General features: G+C 59.3%; 12 protein-coding genes. 2 read left to right on the forward strand and 10 right to left on the reverse strand.

The genetic code is table 11. The features are described from left to right. Positions 1 to 579 precede the first annotated feature (579 nt). Both ACWTU8_RS00005 and ACWTU8_RS00010 read left to right on the forward strand, forming a co-directional pair. Entirely contained in the window at positions 580 to 978 is a 399-nt protein-coding gene (locus ACWTU8_RS00005; RefSeq protein ID WP_455846558.1) for a hypothetical protein, read from the forward strand. A gap of 451 nt (positions 979 to 1,429) precedes the next feature. After that, a complete protein-coding gene (locus ACWTU8_RS00010; RefSeq protein ID WP_455846559.1) occupies positions 1,430 to 2,410 on the forward strand; it encodes a hypothetical protein in 981 nt (326 codons plus the stop codon). A 380-nt stretch (positions 2,411 to 2,790) separates the two neighbouring features. Here the strand turns inward: ACWTU8_RS00010 and ACWTU8_RS00015 are convergent, their stop codons facing one another. The 10 genes from ACWTU8_RS00015 to ACWTU8_RS00060 all read right to left on the reverse strand — a co-directional run bounded on the left by ACWTU8_RS00015 (position 2,791) and on the right by ACWTU8_RS00060 (position 14,555). After that, entirely contained in the window at positions 2,791 to 3,456 is a 666-nt protein-coding gene (locus tag ACWTU8_RS00015; RefSeq protein WP_455846560.1) for a hypothetical protein, read from the reverse strand. 274 nt (positions 3,457 to 3,730) lie between these two features. Continuing rightward, the gene (locus tag ACWTU8_RS00020; protein WP_455846561.1) at positions 3,731 to 5,704 is read right to left on the reverse strand and encodes a UvrD-helicase domain-containing protein; all 1,974 of its coding nucleotides are present in this window, start codon (positions 5,702 to 5,704) and stop codon (positions 3,731 to 3,733) included. Next, positions 5,704 to 7,758 (reverse strand): ATP-dependent nuclease, encoded by a 2,055-nt coding sequence (locus tag ACWTU8_RS00025; RefSeq protein WP_455846562.1) that lies wholly within the window; start codon positions 7,756 to 7,758, stop codon positions 5,704 to 5,706. The genes ACWTU8_RS00020 and ACWTU8_RS00025 overlap by 1 nt, the downstream gene beginning before the upstream one ends. A 397-nt stretch (positions 7,759 to 8,155) precedes the next feature. Beyond that, on the reverse strand, positions 8,156 to 9,415 hold the full coding sequence (locus ACWTU8_RS00030) for a TRAP transporter large permease (RefSeq protein WP_455846563.1): 1,260 nt from the start codon (positions 9,413 to 9,415) through the stop codon (positions 8,156 to 8,158). Beyond that, complete coding sequence (locus ACWTU8_RS00035) at positions 9,412 to 9,951, reverse strand: TRAP transporter small permease (RefSeq protein ID WP_455846564.1); 540 nt, start codon at positions 9,949 to 9,951, stop codon at positions 9,412 to 9,414. The genes ACWTU8_RS00030 and ACWTU8_RS00035 overlap by 4 nt, the downstream gene beginning before the upstream one ends. A gap of 7 nt (positions 9,952 to 9,958) precedes the next feature. Then, on the reverse strand, positions 9,959 to 10,951 hold the full coding sequence (locus ACWTU8_RS00040) for a TRAP transporter substrate-binding protein (RefSeq protein ID WP_036262271.1): 993 nt from the start codon (positions 10,949 to 10,951) through the stop codon (positions 9,959 to 9,961). 50 nt (positions 10,952 to 11,001) lie between these two features. Next, positions 11,002 to 12,024: a transketolase family protein gene (locus ACWTU8_RS00045; RefSeq protein WP_455846565.1), complete on the reverse strand. Its 1,023-nt coding sequence runs from the start codon at positions 12,022 to 12,024 to the stop codon at positions 11,002 to 11,004. Then, a complete protein-coding gene (locus ACWTU8_RS00050) occupies positions 12,021 to 12,860 on the reverse strand; it encodes a transketolase (RefSeq protein ID WP_455848340.1) in 840 nt (279 codons plus the stop codon). The genes ACWTU8_RS00045 and ACWTU8_RS00050 overlap by 4 nt, the downstream gene beginning before the upstream one ends. A gap of 13 nt (positions 12,861 to 12,873) precedes the next feature. Continuing rightward, positions 12,874 to 13,623: an SDR family NAD(P)-dependent oxidoreductase gene (locus tag ACWTU8_RS00055; RefSeq protein ID WP_027153299.1), complete on the reverse strand. Its 750-nt coding sequence runs from the start codon at positions 13,621 to 13,623 to the stop codon at positions 12,874 to 12,876. Between the two features lie 38 nt (positions 13,624 to 13,661). Further along, the gene (locus ACWTU8_RS00060) at positions 13,662 to 14,555 is read right to left on the reverse strand and encodes an amidohydrolase family protein (protein WP_455846566.1); all 894 of its coding nucleotides are present in this window, start codon (positions 14,553 to 14,555) and stop codon (positions 13,662 to 13,664) included. Between the last annotated feature and the right edge of the window lie 25 nt (positions 14,556 to 14,580).

A 14,580-nucleotide genomic window follows, 5' to 3' on the forward strand; every position in this document is an offset into this window, starting at 1 on the left:
GAGGCCGTGCTCCTGCCTCCGGCCCTTCCATTTTCCCGATTTGCGCGCACAGCTCACTGGCAATAATCAAGAGCAGGAACGTGCCCTCAAATGCCGCCACAGCGTATCCGCCTTCTGCCATCGGCTTTAGAAGCCCGCCATTCCGGTTCCGGTCCCCTAAACGGCCTGTCAGCTTTGCGCCCTCATTTCAGCCGCTCGAACTGCCCAAGCCATTTCCTGAAAGCCGCCGTTCGGGGGAATCCGTCTGGATGTCGATGGCAAGGGTGGTAGACGGGCGGCTTCGCCACCAAGCAGGCCGCAACGGATTTCAGGATGTTATGGGTTAGGCGGTGACCCTCGGGCCACTCATGCAGCCATTCCTCGTGCTGTCGCGAATCATGTCGTTGACGGTGCAAGCATAGGCCGCCGAATTGCTCAGTCCGAGCGTGGCGAGCGCGCAACACTCGATCAGATATGGCAGTCGCTAGCACTATATGCATTTAGTGACAGCCCACCCGATTCGAGCGGACGAAGTCTTTACCAAGTGTTGTTTCTCGGCAAGGCTGATCGTTGAGGCGCTCACGCCGCGAGGATTGAAGAATGCTCAACCAGGCAGAAACACTCTACCCATCTCTGACCCCACTTGCGGTCCAGGTCCGCTGGAAGGTTCCAACCGAATTCCCGGCGTGCCCGGAGGAATTCACCGACGACGCCCTTCTTCTTTATGAATCGCGCCTCTCTTTCGGAAGTGTCTTCGCGCGCAACCATCTCTCCACGAGCCTCGTCGTCGACCGGAATCTCAAGGACGATGACCTGATCGTGCTCACTCGTTTTGCCGGCGACGCCATGAAGAGTTGGGCAGTGGCCCACATTTCAATTCATGACGGCCTTTTCCATCACCGAAGCGAATTCACCTTCTTCAGTCTCAAGGGCGCTCTGAAGCACTTCTGCGAACTAGCTGGGGAGGACCTTGGCGACTCGATCGATGACTATTGCTGATGACGTATCGGCTGATGTCGATGCAGAAATGGTGCTGCATATCGACGATCCCGGTTGAGCGTGGGTATCGGGCGTGCGCGATGACCTAGTGCTGCTGGTCAGGTTTGAAGTCATGGTGCCGAGCAGCATCAACAGGGATGTTGCCGGAGGGGGCCAAGATGAAACATGAGCACCTGCGAGTCGTCGGTGCTGGCTTCTCGCGTAACGCTGGGCTGCCCTGCAGGCAAGGTATAACCTCAGGGCTTGCCGTAATCGCCTCTGCAGCGCGACGCAGTTGGTCATTAGATAGTGGCATTGCGACTGCCAAAAAGCCGCCACCATTCAGGTTGGCGCTTTCGAAATGCGCACGCGCCAACCACGACGTTGTGAGATGCAGACCTGAATTACGTTGAGTTCCACGTAGACCTAAACTCGCTATAAGATGTCCATCATGCTTTGGAGTTCCACCTATATGCAGTTCAAGTCTCGTAATGTTCGTTCGCTGGCCGAGTGCGTCGTTGGCGATGCTGCCCACTTCCCGTACCGCTCAAGCAAATACATCACCGAATTCTTCGAAGATTGCGATCTGCCGTTCGTTCACGACGGCTCCACCCGCTGGGCTTGGACCACGGACCGCCTGACAGAACTCCTATCCGAACCATCGCCCCAGCCCCACGCGCTTCCTCCCCGTTTCGTCCATGTGTTCCGCACACTCATGGATAGGTCGGAAGCTGTCGACGATGACCTAGACCGATCAAAGGCATTAGAAATCCTCAACATCCCTCTGAAGAAAGAAGGCTACGAGGCGTACTTCGACGATGGGGGCTCGCTCCAGTTCCGGCACATTGCAACGAAGAAGGTGTCAGAGGCTTCGAACCCTCACCGGCCCTTGGCGCCTGAGGAAGTCAGGCGGCGGGAGCAACTCGCGACCTATCTCGACGCGTGCACCGAAGACGAACTAATCGAGGAAGTTCTCTTGCCAATGTTCCGTCAACTTGGCTTCCACCGCATCACCGCGGCGGGCCACTCCGACAAGCAGCTCGAATATGGCAAGGACATCTGGATGCGGTACACGCTCCCCACCATGCATGTCATCTACTTCGGCATCCAGGCCAAGAAGGGGAAGATCGATTCATCGGGCATGACTAAGCCCGGTAACGCCAACGTCGCCGAAATTCACAATCAGGTCGTCATGATGCTCGGCCACGAGATTTTTGATCCAGAGCTAAATCGTCGCGTGCTCGTAGATCACGCCTTCATCGTTGCCGGCGGCGAGATCACGAAGCAGGCTCGTAACTGGCTCGGTGGCAAGTTAGATCAGAGTAAGCGTGCCCAGGTCCTGTTTATGGACCGCGAGGATATCCTGAATCTCTTTGTCGTGACGAGTATCCCACTCCCTGCCGCGGCCGTTCGAGGGCGAGCAACTTGGGAATCCAATGACATTCCCTTTTAGGACGCCAGGCCGATCATATCGGGAGGGTAATGATTCGGGCTGTGCGCCACGTCGTGGCGGATGACTGCTTTCTAGCCATCGGTCCGAAACGCCGCCTGTCAGTTTGCGGCCCCCAGGCTGCCGGACCGCAATGCGCCCCCCTTTCGGTCTCTTAGGCAGCGTTTTCGATTTCTCAAAAGCCGCCATCGGCGGTAGTCCATATAAAACACGACATTAGGTTGGATAGCGGTCAGGCCGTTATTGGGACATGCGCTTTGGAACCGCACAGTTCCTCAGTGAGACAGATGACCGAAATTGCCACCTATCTTGTTTTTGCGTAGCTAAGCGATATAGGGGCGAGCTCATTCGATATACCTGCGGTCCAGCTACCGCGCTCCCGTTCATTCCAGCTTCAGGCGCTCCCATTCGCCAATCAGCGACCTGTACTTTGCAAGGAATATCGACTCTTCGTTGCCCTGCAGCGACGTCGTTTGCGGAGAGAAGAATGTCCGACGAAGGGGGTCGATAATACGCACGTCAGCTGGATCAGATTCTGTCAGGGCTTGCTGCATCACCCATAAGCCCAACCTTCCGCCCTCGTCTGGGAGCGCCGGTTCTTCGCTGAAGTACGGATACACCACGCGCGTGTATTCCCCCCTGACACGCGCGTGGAGCGCATCCCTTATACGAATTGTGCCACCTAGGTCTTCGACTCGCAGGTTGCCGTGCACGCTTAGAGGGACAATCTCGACCGGCTCATTTGACCAACGCAATTTTGCACTGAGCAGTTCGAGAACCCCGTCCTTCAGCAGTGGGTATAACCGCTTGAAATTTCTGTTTGACTTTATCCGATCATCGGTCATCTGCGTTAGGTCACCGTCTCCCGATATATGTTTTTTGACATCTGACCAGAGTGGTAGATAAAAATCGCCGCCTCGACTTCGAGTACCACCTGCTTCCTTTTTGCGGCCAAGCCGAATATCCTCTTTCAAAATGGACCGCCGTAGTGAATTGGGCGCATAGAACAATTGCAGCGCCTTTCGGAGAGGAATATCTAGAACAGACATATATGCCCCACTTCGTAGATGGAAGGACAAGCATCCCTTCAACTTTCAGTCGGCACAAGTAGAAAGTCGGTGTGTTCACTAAAAAAACGGACCGCGCCAAAAATTATTCATGGTCAGGCTATTGCGCTGAATTGGCCTCGTCGACCGAGCGCGCCATTGAGGCCGTTGCCGGGTGTTCCCAAGCTTCGTGAAAGCCGCCGTTTGATGAGGTCCGGGGACGGCCTACACGCTACGCCAAGATAGCAATGGGCGGTGCGAAATAGGTTTACGGCGATTACTGGCGAGACTTGACCCAATCTTCACTTGTCTGCGCCGGCACCTGTGCGTCATCGAGCAGTTTATAGATTTCCCCGATCTTTTTGGCTTGGTTTGCTCGGCAAAAAGCAAGGAACAATCTCTCCTTGGCGCGCGAGGCGGCCACAAAGAAATTTGAGTGACCTTCGGTTGGATTTCCGGCGAAGCTCCACCATTGCGTGTCGTCGAGACCGGGCAAGACTACCATCGTGTACTCAAGCCCCTTGCTTTTTGTGATCGTAAGAAGCGGAACCTGGTTCTCTCCCCGATACCACGCGAGCGCGCCCTTCCACGAACGGCTGCCATCGGCGCTCTCCAAAAGAAACGCCTTCGTCGCTCGCCTTATCTGTTGGAAATAGTCACCTTGTTGATAGTGCGGCGCCATGCTCGCGAGCCTGCCCAAACCGAAGAACGCCTCCGCCGTGTCGATCAGTTGCTCCATCTTCACTTTGTTCGCGACGGCCGACGCATCTCCAATGCCGTTGGCCTTCTTAAACTGATCAAGCGGGTCTAATACCCTCGCGACCTTTGCAGCGTCGTCCTCATCCAGCCCCTCTATCGTGAGGAGTTCATCCACGAGGCGAGCCCACACAACACCACCTCGCTTTAGGGTCAGGAATTCAACTGCATCGCTAATGGTCTGCGCATACGGTTCCGTCATCAGGTCTTGAATGCTGGCACCGCCTACATCCCGATCCTCGTTCCGAAGCCCAATTCCATTATTGGCAAACTGGGGTGCAAGGCGGCTCTCCCAATCGGTTGCCTTCTGGCGCACCAGCAATCCGATCTCACGTGGCGGCATACCTTGTTTGATTTCGTTCTCGACATAAGCCGCGATATCCCGATCCTCTGCTACCTGATCGGCTGAAACCACGATGCAGCATATTTGCTCGTTAGGGATAGCAGGCGCGGGACGCACGGCCTGAAAGTCCGGCTCGGCCGGAGCGAGTCTCGCCTTCAGAATGTTCAGGATTTCGACAATGCGCGCGTTGCTTCGGTAGTTGAATTTAAGTGTCTCGTGGGAACGTCCCAGCGCTGGGCCGCCCAATAGAAAATCGGCCGTGAATTCACCGAAACTGTCGTTTTGTGCGCCGGCCCATCCCATGATTTTCTGCTTGTCGTCTCCAACCGCCGTGACGATGGTATCGGAGCCGCCGAATATCGACCGCATGAGTTCATATTGAACGTATGTGGTATCCTGAAACTCATCCATGAAGAGGTGACTATAGGTGGCTCGTATTGCGTTCTTGATGGCCGGGTTATGATCGACGATGACTTGCATCAACCTACCAATCATCTGAAAGGTCAGCGGTATTGGGTTCTGATCCAACGCCCATAAAATTCGAACCAGCTGGACGAATGATGCTTCGCTGGTGACGCCGAATGGGCTCAGGCTGAGTGACTGTATGCCTTTGATGACGTCGTCATACGATAGTGCCATCACGGAATTGGGTTTGACGGGCGGCGCACCGGCGAGGGCGAGTGCCCTGCCTGTCGCCGAATTGGGGTTACCCAGATCCCCCGCCACAGTTCGCTGGAAGTTTGCGATCTCGTTTCGCGGCGGTGTAAAGGCGATCCTGTAAGGAACCTTTAGCGCGAAGGGCGGAGGAAGAGACCGCCAGAATCGGTCGAACAACTGCTTCGCGAATGCGTCAAATGTCATGGAATCGAGCCGTCTCGATAGTTCTTTCGAACAACGACGCTCAAATCGCTCGCGTAGATTGCGGGCCGCGTCCCGCTTGAAGCTGATCGCCAGTACGCGGCGTGGGTACGGGCACATGCCAGTCTGCATGAGGAACACGCCTCGCTGGCCAAGCAACTCGGTCTTTCCGGCCCCCGGTCCCGCAGTCACCAACGTGTTGTCTCGCGCTCTGACGGCTGCAAATGCACTATCTTCCAAACCATCAATGCCGACGGGCTTCCACGCCGACATAGGCACGAGGCCGCTACCCATTAGCCCTCCGACATTTCAAGCTGCTTTTGAACGCGCTCAAGCAGACGTTTGAGCACCGCAGGTGTTCCCTTGCTTAGGGCCGCGTCATCAAGCTGCGACAAGGCCGACAGGTGAATGGCGGGTTTGCCCCGGTTCCCCATGAACAGGTAGGAATACCAAGGAAACAGAGGCAGGATCGAATAATCGGAATAGGCATCGACGCCATACCCTCCCGATTTGAGCACTAAATTGGCCGCTTCAATCTGGCGTGCTGGATCGGTCGCGTTTTGAGGGCCCGTCGCTCCCGGGCGCAGGGCGGTGTACTCCTTGGTGAAAGCTTCCAGCATGACCATGTCCAAATCCAGTGGACTGGAAAAAAAGACATCCTGTGCTTCGAACCACGCGATCCAGCCGTCGATCAACACTCTGGTCCAACCGTCTGCTTTCCAGTCACTGACCCGTGCCATCGCGAGAGCGGCAGCAAGATTCTTTTGTAGCGTCGGGTCGGTCGGATTCTTAAAAGCAGAGATCGCCTCGGCAGCCGCCTTAAACTGCGCGAGATCGCCCGAGCTTCGACCCAGATCAAGGTCAAGCAAGGTCGTATGGGAAATTCCAAGCTGGGTTACCAAGCGCCAGAAGTGCTGCACATATCTGCCACCGATAGGAACTATGGCCACGAATGACCGATCTATGGGGAAGCCAAGCGCGCCCGCCATACGTGGCAGCACAATCTCTTCGGAAGCACCCTCGCCAAAAATCGCATGCCGAGCGAAGTAGATTTCCGGATGCGCTCGAACGGCCTCGCGCACAAACTTAGCCGCTTCGTCCGTGTCAGGTGGCAGAACCAACTTCGCCGCATGTGAAATGCCAGTCTTGCCGTTGCGTCGAAGGTGGCGCAATGCCTCTGGTTCCAAACGCCCAACAATCGCTGGCGAGTGGCTAGTGAGCAAACCTTGTACCCGCTGGGTCTTAGTTAGCTTTTGAAGCTCCGTGATCAGCTTCGAGAGAAAATACGGCGCGAGGTGATTTTCAGGTTCCTCGAATGCAAAGATCGTGAGCGCGGGAGCCTGCATGAAGCCGGCTGAAAATGGCGGCGTCTTGCCATCCGCCACCTCTTGTTCCAGGGACAACTTGATATCCAGCAACGCCTTGACGAGCGCGAAATGAAACAGGGATCGTTGTCCGTCGCTCAGTTGCTCAATGCTCATTGAGCGGCCCGTAGCGGACGGAGTCAAAACGATAGAAGCGGCCCGGACAACCTGCTGAAAATCGGGGGGCAAAACGTGTAGCTCTGCCTTCGTGGCCGTATCCGCCGCATTCAGTTCCGACCAACAACCTTCGATGAAACCGTTGACGCGCTTTAGTGCGTCTTCGCCGGTCAGCGCCTCACCCGCCTTCGCGATGAGCTCTCTAATCTCTTTCTCATGTTGCCACTGAACCGATTGCATCAGACTTCGTCCCAGGCTCCGTACCGTGAGCTTGGTAAGGCTAGTGATGTCCCGGCTCGCGGGAATGAATCGCACAGCGATCTGCCCGCGGTCCGCAGCCGACATTTTGCGTTTGATCGTCGGGTCGGGAACTTCGCCAAAGGGCACCGGGTCCGTTGTCAGCAGCCAATAGGCCGCTTCCTCAATGTCGCCATCTAGTGACCCGGTGCTTTGCCAATTGGCCTCCAGCCGAACGCGTGCAATGAGTTTCCCACCGGGGCCATCAACAACCATGTTCCTGAAGGCGGCTGGAACTGTCTTCTCCGCATCTTTTTGCACCGCATCCAGTTCGGGAAACCCAAACTCCGCTTCAATAAAGAATCTGCGCAGCGGAGAGCTATCCAACGTTTCGCCAGGTGGCACGAAAAAGTCCTCGGCCTGCACAGTGCGCTCTTCACGCGTCTCACCAAAAACGCGCACTAGTGCGGCGAGCAGCGCGGACTTTCCTGACCCGTTCCGGCCGATCATCGCAGTAACGCCGGGGTCCAGCGGAACAGAAAGGAAAGCAGGCGACGTGTCGCTGTCGGCCGCAGGGTCAGTCGGTCCGAAACATTGAAATCGCCAAACTCTCAGCTCGTTGATTTTCATCCGACGCCCCGCTCAAGTTCTCATGCATCCATGAACTGGACGACCCTATCAACGCGATTCTGCCTTGGAAATATGCAGCCTCCCGCAACGGCAGACAGTTTCCCGCTGATCGCATTCATGAATAGACACGTGGCGGGAACGACAACAGGAGCAACTGAACACTTTAGGCAGGAATGCCGCCCAAGCAAGCCATTCAACGCTTTGGATGTCGATTTCGAGAGCCGCCGTACTTCGGCTGATCGCGTTACAAGGGCATGGCCAGTTACATGTTTTGCGATATCGCCTTCCCCAAACCCGTAAGAAATGGAACGCGTCAGCAGCCCGACCAGATGTTCACTGGGGACTGGCAGCTATCTCAACTTCGGTGCATTAAATCTGCCGGTCTCCTTCCGGCCCCTCAGCGGACGGTCAGGGCGGGTATGTAGGCGAAACAGGCGAGGATGAGCAGCGCCATGAGGTAGAACGGCCAGAGCTGGGCAACCACTCGAACAATCGGCTGCTTGGCGATTGAAGCGGAAATGAAGAGCGTCGTGCCAACCGGCGGCGTGTAGAGACCGATCGCCAGTGAGAGAACCATGACCAGTCCCAATTGCACGAGGTCCAGCCCGATCTGGTTCGCCAAGGGGACGAAGATTGGCCCGAGCAGCAGGATCGCCGCGGGAAGGTCGATGAACATGCCGACGATGAGCATGATGATGATCATTGCGAGGATGATGAGCCAGGGCTCCTTGAAGGTCGCCACAGCCCAGACGGCAAAGCTCTGCGGGATCTGCGCATAAGTCAGCAGCCAGCCGATGACGGCGGAACCCATGATGACGATCATGACCACGCCGGTGGCGATGCCCGAGGAGATGACAGCGCGCTGGAGCTTTGCCAAATTCATGTCGCGATAGACAAAGCTGCTCACCAGCAGGGCATACAGCGTGGCGAGCACCGATACTTCCGTAGGCGTCGCAAGCCCGAAGCGCAGGAACAGGAGGATCATCAGCGGCATGGCTAGCGCCGGCGCGGCCTGCAGCGTGCTTTGGCCGATCTCGGTCCAGGCGGCGCGCTTCGGGTTGTAGGGGAAGCCCCTGAAGCGGGCTGAGAGATTGCAGACAAGAACGAACCCTGCGGTGATGACCAGGCCCGGTAGGACGCCGGCCAGGAAGAGCGCGCCAACGGAGACGCCCGAGACTAGGCCGTAGAGGATCATCGGGATCGAGGGAGGGATGAGCACGGCGATCATGGCCGATGCCGCGTTGTTGGCAGCGGCGAAGTCGAGCGGAAAACCCTCGCGCTTCTGCCAAGGAATGAGCATGGCACCGAGGGCGGTCGCGTCTGCGACGGCCGATCCGGAGACGCCACCGAAAGCCGCCGAGCCGACCACGGACGCCGAGAGAGGCCCGCCTCTGTAGCGCTGGACGAGCAGCGAGGCGAAGCGGATTAGATTGGCGCCGAGCCGGCCGCTCATCATCAAATTGCCAGCCAGGATGAAGAACGGCAGTGCCAGCATGGGAAAAGACTGCGTCTGGCCGAACATCTGCTGGACGATGATGTTGAGCGGCAGGAAATCGGTCATCAGGATGCCTGCGCCGGACGCAATCAGGATCACGTGCCCCACCGGGACGGCGAGAGCGAGCAGAAGGAAGAAGACTAACCCCAAGACCAGCATCATAGCGGGCTTTCCTCCGCCGAAAGACCCGCGACGGCACCGCGGCCGCCATGCGCGATGCGTAGAGCGACGACCAGGCTTGCGACGGTCACCCCGACCGACATGTAGACGAGAGCGTAGTAGCCCCAGCTTCGCGGTAGACGCAGCAGGGAAGACATCTCGATGGAAGCTATCTGCGCTACGCGCCACGCCACGACAGCCAGCACGACATAGGCCACCGCGATCAGAAGCTGGATCAGTACGGCCAGGATTCTGGCGGCCCGTTCCGAGATCACGTCCAACAGGATATCGACAGCGATGTGGGCGCCCTGGAGCGCGGCCAGCACGACTCCGGCCGCCACCATCCATGGGAACAAATGCTCCGGCAGCTCGCTCAACCAGGAGATGCCGCCCTGCTCGAATGCATAGCGCATCGCCACGTTTACTCCGAGCGCTGCGAGCAGGACCACCACCGTGATGACGACGATCGCCTCGCTCACGCGCCGCAATATACCGTCGACGGTGTCGACAACCGGAAGCATTCGTTCGATCAGTCGCATAGCCGCCTCAGTTGCCCGCGGCCTGGACCAGCGACGTCACGAAAGTGCCGAACTCCTTAGCCTTCCAGGCGTCGTAAACAGGGGCCGTGGCCGCGCGCAGCGCCTCGCGGTCGGGCTCATTCACGGTCACCTTCGAGTTCTTTTCGAATTCGGCACGCAGCTTCTGTTCTGCCTCGCCCATCATCCGCCGCTGCAGGTTCCCCGCTTCGACCGCCGCTTCTCTCAACGCCTTCAATTGCTCCGCTGACACCCGACCGGCAGCGATCTTCGACATCAGGAATGGCGTGCTCTCCCACTTGTGGGCAGACAGCGAAATGAATGGATTGACCTCGTAGAGCTTGCTCGAGGCGATGTTGGCGAGCGGGTTCTCCTGTCCGTCAACCACGCCCTGTTGAAGCGCAACATAGAGTTCGCTGAAGGAAATCTGCTCCGTCGCGGCGCCGAGCGCGCGGAAGATATCGACCGTCATCGGGTCGGCCGGCGTGCGAATCTTCAGTCCCTTGAGATCGTCGGGTTGGTTGATGGAGCGCTTGGCGTTGGTGATATGGCGGATACCGTTATCCCACCAGTCGAGCGTCACGATGCCGACGGCGTCGAACCTGGCCGACAGCTCCTCGCCGACAGGCCCCTTGAGGACATCGAACGCGTCCGCGGGATCGTCGAACAGGAAGGGCAGGCCGAGAGCGGCGAGTTCCGGCACAAGACCGGAAGCCGCGCCCTGGCTGTTGATCGTGAAATCCAGGCTCCCGGTGCGAAGACTGGTAAGCATGGCCACATCATTGCCCAGTTGCTCTGCGCCGGCGATCCTGATCGTGACTGTGCCTCCGGTCTTTTCCGCAACGAGCTCGGCGAATTTCTCCGCTGCAACGGAACGTGGGTTTCCCGGTGCGGCGCCGTGGCCGAGCGTGAGCACCGTCTGGGCCCAAGCTCCCGCGGGCAGGACAGTTGCCGCGGCAAGACACAAGAGCCCGGCCATATTTCTGCGTGTCAGTCTGAACATTCTTTCCTCCCTGTTGTCGGTGAAGTCTGCTTGCGAGGGCTCCCTCGCGTTCACGATACCCATTGCCGGATCGAGGCGGCGACCGCGTCGGACGAGATCCCGTAACGGTCGTGCAGCGTGGGCAGGGCGCCCGCGTCTAGGAATTCGTCGGGCAGCGCGATCTGTCGGAATGGCGGCGTCACGCCCTCGCGCAGCAGCAACGCCGCCACACCTTCGCCCAGGCCGCCGATGATCGTATGGTTCTCCGCCACGACGACGAGACGGCCGGGCACGCGGGCCGCGGCCAGGATCGCCTCCGTATCGAGCGGCTTGATGGTCGGCACGTGCAGGACGGCGCAGCCGATCCGGTCTGCCTCCAACGCCTTCGCCGCCTCCAGCGCGCGCATGGTCATCAGGCCGCTCGAGATGAAGAGCACGTCCGGGCCTTCGCGCAGCATGCGCGCCTTGCCGATCTCGAAACTGTAGTCGTATTCGTCGAGCACGACCGGCACCTTGCCGCGCAGGAGCCGCATGTAGACGGGGCCCTTGTGCTCCGCGATTGCCGCAGTCGCGAGTTCGGTATCGAGCGCGTCGCACGGATCGATGATCGTCAGGTTTGGCATCCCTCGAAAGATGGCGATGTCCTCGGTCGCCTGATGGCTCGGCCCATAACCAGTGGTGAGACCCGGCAGAGCGCAGACAATCTTGACGTTGAGGTTCTCCTCGGCGATCGCCATGCAGATGAAGTCGTAGGCACGGCGCGAAGCGAAGACCGCATAGGTGGTGGCGAACGGCGTGAAGCCCTCACGCGCGAGGCCAGCCGCCGCGCTCATCAAGAGCTGCTCGGCCATGCCCATCTGGTAGAACCTGTCGGGATGTTCCTGCGCGAAGACGTGTAGGTCCGTGTACTTCGCGAGGTCGGCGGTCAGCCCGACGATGTCGGTACGTTCGCGCGCGATCTGCGCCAGAGTATTGCCGAAGGGGGCGCTGCGCGTCGCCATGCCCTCGGGCGCCAGCGAGGCGATCATCGCCGAGGTGGTCTTGCGCTCTCCAGCCGACAGAGCGTGGCGCGGCTCGAACTTCGATTTCCTCATTGCGGGCGCCCCTCTTCCAGTGCCTCGAGGGCAAGCGCCCATTCGTGCGGTTCGACGCGGATGAAGTGTGTGATTTCGCGCTGTTCGAGGAAGGGCACGCCCTTGGCCATGCACGTGTCGCAGACGATCACGCGTGGCCGCGCGTCCTTGAGGTGGCGTGCGCGGTCGAACGCGTCCCTGACCGCGTCGATGTCGTTGCCGTCGACGCGCTGGGCGTGCCAGCCGAAAGCCTGGAACTTATCGGTGACCGGTTCGGAGGACAGCGTCCTGGTCGAGGGGCCATCCGCCTGCTGGTCGTTGAAGTCGACGATGGCAATCAAATTGTCGAGCCCGTGATGGGCGGCGGACATCGCCGCCTCCCAGGTCGAACCTTCGCCAAGCTCGCCGTCGGAAAGGAGATTGTATACGAAGCTGTCGCTCTTCTTGCGCTTCAGTCCCAGACACATGCCCACCGCAATGCCGAGGCCATGCCCGAGCGAGCCGCCGGTGATTTCCATGCCGGGCGTATAGGTCGCCATTCCCGACATCGGCATACGACTGTCGTCGGTGCCGTAGGTCTCTAGTTCCTCTTCAGGCAACACGCCCGCCTCGATCAGCGCGGCATAGAGCGCGATCGCGTAATGGCCGATGGAGAGCAAAAAGCGGTCACGGCCTTCCCAGAGGGTGTCCTCCGGCCGATAGCGCATTGCGTGGAAATAGGCGACCGCTAGCACGTCGGCGACGCCGAGGGCCTGTCCGACATAACCCTGCCCCTGTACCTCCCCCATGCGCAAGGCATGGCGGCGAATATGCCAGGCACGCACGGCGAGGCTGACATTGCTGCCGAAGCGGGGCATCTCCTTCGCTATCTCAGCCATGGATCAGCATCCCGCCATTTACATCGATCACAGCGCCAGTGATGTAGGCCGACAGGTCCGAGGCCAGGAACAGGTAGGCGCCTGCTACGTCCTTCGCCTCGCCGAGGCGCGAAAGCGGTATTCCTTTGATGATGTCGGTGCGCATCTGGTCTGTCAGCTTGCCCCCGGTGATATCGGTCTGGATCAGGCCGGGTGTCACGCAATTGACGCGGATGCCGTCGGGACCGAACTCGCGCGCCATCGCCTTGGCGAGGCCGAGCACGCCTGCCTTCGCAGCTGAGTAGTGCGGCCCGCCGAAAATGCCGCCGCCACGCTGTGCCGAGACGGAGGACATGCAGATGATCGAGCCGCCCCGCCCGCGCATGTGCGGGATGAAGGCCTGGCTGAGGTAGAGTACGCCGCGCAAATTGACGTCGAGGATGCGGTCCCAGTCCTTCGGACCAATCTCCAGCGTTTTCACCGGCTGGGTGATGCCGGCGTTGTTGCAGAGAATGTCGACTGTGCCGAACGCCTCGACCACTTGGGCGGCGGCAGAGCGGCATGCGTCGAGATCGGTCACGTCGCAGGCGATCCCGATGTGATCCGGCCCCAGCGAGGCGGCCGCCTCCGCCGCCTGGCCGGCGTCCAGATCCACGATCGCCACGCGCGCCCCGTGCTCGGCCATCAGCCCCGCCGTCGAGCGCCCGATTCCGCGCGGACTGGCGCCCCCGGAGATCACCACCGTCTTTCCTTCAAGCAACATGGAATTTCCTCGTATCTTCGTTCATTGCGTTGGTTTGCCTACAGCCGGTAGAAGCGCGCGGCGTTGTCGTGGAACAGCGCCAGCCGCTCGCTGTGGGAATATTCCCTCGTTATTTGCTTGAATGCGTTCAGGATGGCGTCGAAGCTCGAGAAGAGCTTGTCGACCGGGAAGTTGGTCGCAAACATCGATCGCTCGACGCCGAATGCGGCAATTGCTTCCTCGACATAGGGACGGATCGATTCCGTCGTCCACGTCCAGTCGCCCATGCCAAGGCCGGAGATCTTGCAGGCGACGTTAGGCGCCTGGGCGAGCAGGCGCATATTCTGCTTCCAGGCCTTGAAATGGTCGGGCCCGTCGACCTGCATGCCGGTGTGGTCGAGGATGATCTGCACGTCCGGGAAATCGCGGGCGAGATTGAGAAATTCCGGCATTTGCGGGTAATAAAGCTGCAGGTCGAAGCTGAGCCCGCGCTTCGCCAGTTCCTTGAAGCCCCCTCGCCATTCCGGCGTGCGGCTCACCTCCGGCCGCGACTGATAGGTCTTGGCCGGATCGGCATGAAAGTTCATGGATTGGCGGATGCCGCGGAAGTTCGGATACTGCATGTGCCGGTCGAGAAGCTCGCCGACGTCGGGCTTCGACAGGTCGGCATAGCCGACGATGCCATGCGGAAAGCCGCGTGTGTCCGCGATCTCCTGCAGCCACTTCGTTTCGCCAACCGGGTCCGTCGGGTCGAAGCCGACGTCGAGGTGCACGGATTTCACCAGGTTCTGGTTCCTGGCATCCTCAAGATAGTCGTCGAGCACGTAGCTCTTGCGGATGGCGCTGTAGTCGCCGAACGCAGCCGGCTTTACGCCGTCCGTCAGCCACGGATAGTAGTTGGTGTCGAGATCCCAGAGATGGTGATGCGGGTCGATGAAAGGCAGTTCGGCCACGATGCGCTCCTCATTGCTTGCCGCG

This window comes from Mesorhizobium sp. BHbdii (genome assembly GCF_053848045.1).

What these genes read in the sequence shown, in the direction of transcription:
- ACWTU8_RS00005 (WP_455846558.1), top strand. Translation starts at nt 580, where the DNA reads ATGCTCAACCAGGCAGAAACACTCTACCCATCTCTGACCCCACTTGCG.
- ACWTU8_RS00010 (WP_455846559.1), top strand. Translation starts at nt 1,430, where the DNA reads ATGCAGTTCAAGTCTCGTAATGTTCGTTCGCTGGCCGAGTGCGTCGTT.
- ACWTU8_RS00015 (WP_455846560.1), bottom strand. Translation starts at nt 3,456, where the DNA reads ATGTCTGTTCTAGATATTCCTCTCCGAAAGGCGCTGCAATTGTTCTAT.
- ACWTU8_RS00020 (WP_455846561.1), bottom strand. Translation starts at nt 5,704, where the DNA reads ATGGGTAGCGGCCTCGTGCCTATGTCGGCGTGGAAGCCCGTCGGCATT.
- ACWTU8_RS00025 (WP_455846562.1), bottom strand. Translation starts at nt 7,758, where the DNA reads ATGAAAATCAACGAGCTGAGAGTTTGGCGATTTCAATGTTTCGGACCG.
- ACWTU8_RS00030 (WP_455846563.1), bottom strand. Translation starts at nt 9,415, where the DNA reads ATGATGCTGGTCTTGGGGTTAGTCTTCTTCCTTCTGCTCGCTCTCGCC.
- ACWTU8_RS00035 (WP_455846564.1), bottom strand. Translation starts at nt 9,951, where the DNA reads ATGCGACTGATCGAACGAATGCTTCCGGTTGTCGACACCGTCGACGGT.
- ACWTU8_RS00040 (WP_036262271.1), bottom strand. Translation starts at nt 10,951, where the DNA reads ATGTTCAGACTGACACGCAGAAATATGGCCGGGCTCTTGTGTCTTGCC.
- ACWTU8_RS00045 (WP_455846565.1), bottom strand. Translation starts at nt 12,024, where the DNA reads ATGAGGAAATCGAAGTTCGAGCCGCGCCACGCTCTGTCGGCTGGAGAG.
- ACWTU8_RS00050 (WP_455848340.1), bottom strand. Translation starts at nt 12,860, where the DNA reads ATGCCCCGCTTCGGCAGCAATGTCAGCCTCGCCGTGCGTGCCTGGCAT.
- ACWTU8_RS00055 (WP_027153299.1), bottom strand. Translation starts at nt 13,623, where the DNA reads ATGTTGCTTGAAGGAAAGACGGTGGTGATCTCCGGGGGCGCCAGTCCG.